At 37.8% G+C, this 4770-nt stretch carries 5 protein-coding genes; 1 reads left to right on the top strand and 4 read right to left on the bottom strand.

The window, feature by feature from the left end; translation table 11 throughout:
* On the top strand, positions 1–823 hold an 823-nt coding region (locus AC1DTM_RS18340), incomplete at its 5' end, for a 4-hydroxy-3-methylbut-2-enyl diphosphate reductase (RefSeq protein ID WP_477000614.1).
* 41 nt (positions 824–864) lie between these two features.
* Here the strand turns inward: AC1DTM_RS18340 and AC1DTM_RS18335 are convergent.
* From AC1DTM_RS18335 to rpoD, 4 genes are all read right to left on the bottom strand, one after another.
* Positions 865–1986 carry a Nif3-like dinuclear metal center hexameric protein gene (locus AC1DTM_RS18335; protein WP_002160456.1) on the bottom strand — a complete coding sequence of 374 codons (1122 nt, stop codon included), beginning with the start codon at positions 1984–1986 and terminating at the stop codon, positions 865–867.
* A complete protein-coding gene (locus AC1DTM_RS18330) occupies positions 1983–2690 on the bottom strand; it encodes a tRNA (adenine(22)-N(1))-methyltransferase (RefSeq protein WP_016106174.1) in 708 nt (235 codons plus the stop codon). Before AC1DTM_RS18330 ends, AC1DTM_RS18335 begins: the two co-directional genes overlap by 4 nt.
* Positions 2691–3004: 314 nt before the next feature.
* A complete protein-coding gene (gene cccA / locus AC1DTM_RS18325; protein ID WP_002129130.1) occupies positions 3005–3361 on the bottom strand; it encodes a cytochrome c550 in 357 nt (118 codons plus the stop codon).
* 384 nt (positions 3362–3745) lie between these two features.
* A partial coding sequence (gene rpoD, locus AC1DTM_RS18320) for an RNA polymerase sigma factor RpoD (protein ID WP_477000613.1) occupies positions 3746–4770 on the bottom strand: 1025 nt, incomplete at its 5' end.

Raw genomic sequence — 4770 nt, 5'->3', positions numbered from 1 at the left:
CAATAAGCATGTAACAGATGCTTTCGAAGAGGATGGCATCATTACATTAGACGGTCCAAGTCGATTAGAAATTTTAGATAAAATCGATTCTGGTACTGTTATTTTCACTGCACACGGTGTTTCTCCAGAAGTTAAACAACGTGCAAAAGCAAAAGGTTTAACGACAATTGATGCAACTTGCCCAGATGTTACAAAAACACATGACCTTATTGAAGCAAAGAAAGCTGAAGGATACCATGTCATTTATATCGGCAAAAAAAATCATCCAGAACCAGAAGGCGCAGTTGGTATTGCACCTGATATCGTTCATCTTATCGAAAGAGCTGACGATTTAAAAACATTAGAAATCCCAACGGATAAAATTTTAGTTACGAATCAAACGACAATGAGTCAATGGGATGTTCAACATTTAATGGAGGACATTCAGAAAAAATTCCCAACAGCAGAATTCCACAAGGAAATTTGTTTAGCAACTCAAGTTCGCCAAGAAGCTGTCGCTAAACAAGCTGATGTTGCAGATTTAACAATTGTTGTCGGCGATCCGAAAAGTAACAACTCAAACCGTTTAGCACAAGTATCACAAGAAATCGCTGGTACGAAAGCATACCGCGTTGCAGACGTAAGTGAAATCCAATTAGAGTGGCTACAAGGTATCGAAAACGTTGCAGTTACAGCGGGTGCTTCTACTCCAACGCCAATCACAAAAGAAGTTATTGCTTTCTTAGACCAATATGACCCGATGAATCCAGCTACATGGGATAGAACTCGAAATGTACCACTTCAAAAGATATTGCCACGTGTAAAAGTAAAAAAACAACAATAACAAAAAACCGTTGCCTACATGAGCAACGGTTTTTATTTTTCTTATACAAACGTGAATGGATCTGTATGTAACTGCGAAGCATGAATTTGTACATTGAATTTCTTTGCATCTACTTTTTCTTGCAATTGTTTTTGTACACCTTGCTTCATTACTTTTTCAACGTTATGCCCTGGATCGACTATATTTAAACCAAGCATCATCGCATCATGAGCAACATGATAATACATATCACCTGTTACATATACATCTGCCCCTTTAAATTTCGCTTGGTTTATATATTTATTACCGTCACCACCAAGTACAGCTACTTTACGCACTTTATCATCTAACTTTCCAACAACTCTTGCACCCTTCACATGTAATGATTGTTTCACATGCTCAGCAAACTGACCAAGTGTCATTTCTTCTTGTAAATACCCTATTTTACCAAGGCCTAAAGCTTCACCTTTATTATCAAGCGGATATACATCATATGCCACTTCTTCATATGGGTGGGCTGCCAACATCGCTTTAATAACTTTTCTTTGTAATGAAGCTGGAACAATCGTTTCGACACGCACCTCTTCCACACGTTCTAACTGTCCAGTTTCTCCGATATAAGGGTTTGTCCCTTCTCGAGGGATAAACGTACCTACCCCTTCGCTACCGAACGTACAGTGGCTATAATTACCGATATGACCTGCATCCGCATCTCCAAGAGCTTTGCGCACTTCTTCTGCATGGGTTACTGGAACAAATACAACAATTTTTTTCATTTCTTCTGCATATGTAGGAGCTAATACTTCTGTATTTTGTAACCCTAACGCATCAGCAAGTAAATCATTTACCCCGCCCTTAGCAATATCTACATTTGTATGCGCTGCATACACCGCAATATCATTTTTAATACACGTTTCAATAATTCTTCCGTACACCTTATCCGTATGAATCGCTTTTAATGGATTAAAGATTAAAGGGTGGTGCGCTATAATGATATTCGCTCCTAATTGGATCGCCTCGTTCACAACTTCCTCAGTTACATCTAACGCGATTAATACGTGCTGCGCAGGTTTATTAAGCGCTCCAATCTGTAAGCCAACCTTATCCCCTTCCATCGCTAAATGCTTCGGATACATACCTTCAAACAAAGAAATAATTTCATGGCCATTCGGAATTTTACTCATGATAAAACCTCTCCTATCATTTTCATTTTCGCATCTATTTCTGCACGCTTCGCTTTTGTCTCTTCAGACTCTGCTGCACGCTCTAACTGTTTTAAAATATTTTGGAAGTTTTTCAATTCTCCTTCCCACTTTTCAACAAAAGCTTCACTTTTTTCTTTTATTAGAAATGGACCCATAAACAATTCAGCTTGTTTATTTTCAGAGTAAGGTACCGCTGTATCTCCTCGCTCTCCGACTAAAATCTCGTAAATCTTTCCGTCTTCTATTACAATTTTCTCACGGATAAGCTCCCATCCATTTTCAATAAACCATTCACGAATATGGTGTGCTGCAATATTCGGCTGTAAGATTAAACGTGTTACACCTTCTAATTTTTCTTTACCACTTTCTAAAATGTCACGAATTAACGCTCCACCCATACCAGCAATCGTAATAACATCTACTTCTCCTGGTGTAATAACAGCTAATCCATTCCCTTTACGAACGTCTACTTTATCTTGTAAGCCACTTTCAGCTACAGTTGCTTGTGCAGAGCGAAACGGTCCATCTACAACCTCTCCTGCAACTGCTTTTGTAGCAATATTATTTATAATTGTATAACACGGTAAATACGCATGATCCGATCCAATATCAGCTACTGTAGAGCCTACCGGAATCTCCCTCACAACTTCTTCTAATCGTTTCGAAAGCTTTACTTCATTCATGTATTTCCATTACTCCTTCTCTTGTCAGTCTGTCTCCATGATAATGAATTTATAGTAGTTGTTGCAAGCCCATAACAATACTTCAATTCTCTATTACTAATCGTATTTTAGATAGTATAGAAAAACAAGCCTTTTGCAAAAAGCAAGAGGCTTGTTTTTCTATACTTTATCCCGCATTAACGGGCAGTAAGACTCCCACCTCAAAATTCGGCTAGAACAAAGCAGTTAGGTGGGAGAYCAACTGCCCGTAAACGCCCGATTGGTGAAGGCTAATAATCAATGGGGATGACCCCCCCACTGATTAAAGTTTCACTTTATTTTTTCTTCGATAACCAATCAGCTACTTTTGCCGCTTGATCAGCTGGAACTATATTTGGCGGCATATTTCCTTTTCCTTTTGAAATAACTTCTTTAATTTCATCTTTCGAAAGTTTCCCACCAATTTTTTGTAAATTAGGTCCTACCGCCCCTTGTAACTGATCACCATGACAGCTCGTACAGCTTTGCTTTACAATATCCTCTGGCTTTGATGCTGTTTGTGCTGGTTTCCCGCCATTTTTTGCATCAGCTAACTCTTTAGATTTATTTAGCCCCTGAAATGAAAATACAAACATAACGATAATACCTAATGCTGCAATAAGAGCGAACGGAATCAACGGATTACGTTTCATATCTCTTCTCCCCCCTCTATACCGCTAAATAGTTAGATGATTCAGTCATTTCAATTGTACTTGAAAACACTCTAGCAGAAAAGAGTAAACTACCATTTATTAAAAATATTCCGTAAATTCATTTTATTGATTTCCACTATTTTATCGCATATTATTTCGATAATTACTAACGTTTCTCATCATATTTTTTACTTTTCTACATATTATTTTGTAAAGAATAAACAAAATTAATCGAAAAATCGAAAAATGAGCATTTGCAAATCAAAAGACAATTCTGTAAAATAAATTACAAGAAATTGTAATCGTTGCCGATAGATAAAGTTTAACAAAAATTAACAAAAGAAAAAAGTTTACTTCACAATCGTGAAGTAAACTTAAAATAACCTATTCTAAGAAATCCTTAAGACGTTTACTACGGCTCGGATGTCTTAATTTGCGAAGTGCTTTCGCTTCAATTTGACGAATACGTTCTCTCGTTACGCCGAATACTTTCCCAACTTCTTCAAGCGTACGAGTTCGTCCATCATCTAAACCAAAACGAAGACGTAGAACATTTTCTTCACGATCTGTTAGTGTATCTAACACATCTTCTAATTGTTCTTTTAGCAATTCATACGCTGCATGGTCCGCAGGCGATGTTGCTTCTTGGTCTTCAATAAAGTCACCTAAATGGGAGTCGTCTTCTTCACCAATTGGTGTTTCAAGAGAAACTGGCTCCTGTGCAATCTTTAAGATTTCGCGTACTTTTTCTGGAGCAAGATCCATTTCTTCACCAATCTCTTCAGGAGATGGTTCGCGTCCTAAATCTTGTAATAATTGACGTTGTACACGAATTAACTTATTAATGGTTTCAACCATATGAACTGGAATACGAATTGTTCGCGCTTGGTCTGCAATCGCACGTGTAATAGCTTGGCGAATCCACCAAGTTGCATACGTACTAAATTTAAAACCTTTACGATAGTCGAACTTTTCAACCGCTTTAATTAGACCCATATTTCCTTCTTGGATTAAGTCTAAGAAAAGCATACCGCGGCCCACGTAGCGCTTTGCAATACTTACTACAAGACGTAAGTTTGCTTCTGCAAGACGGCGTTTCGCTTCTTCATCGCCTTCTTCAATACGCGTTGCAAGTCGAATTTCTTCTTCAGCGGATAGTAAGTCAACTCGACCAATTTCTTTTAAGTACATACGAACAGGGTCATTGATTTTCACACCTGGTGGCACACTTAAATCATTAAGGTCAAACTCTTCTTCCGTTTTTGTAATTTGGCGATTATTAGGACCTTCGTCGTTGTCATTGTCACCAACTAAGTCAATCCCTTGTTCACCTAAATATTCATAGTATTCATCCATTTGATCGGATTCAATTTCAAATCCATTCATGCGTTCTGCAATCTCTTCATATG

The organism is Bacillus sp. P4_D3, assembly GCF_056401855.1.
This window is presented reverse-complemented; position numbering and strand designations above follow the sequence as displayed.

Coding starts and splice junctions, on each gene's coding strand:
- AC1DTM_RS18335 (WP_002160456.1), bottom strand. CDS start 1,986: ATGAGTAAAATTCCGAATGGCCATGAAATTATTTCTTTGTTTGAAGGT.
- AC1DTM_RS18330 (WP_016106174.1), bottom strand. CDS start 2,690: ATGAATGAAGTAAAGCTTTCGAAACGATTAGAAGAAGTTGTGAGGGAG.
- cccA (WP_002129130.1), bottom strand. CDS start 3,361: ATGAAACGTAATCCGTTGATTCCGTTCGCTCTTATTGCAGCATTAGGT.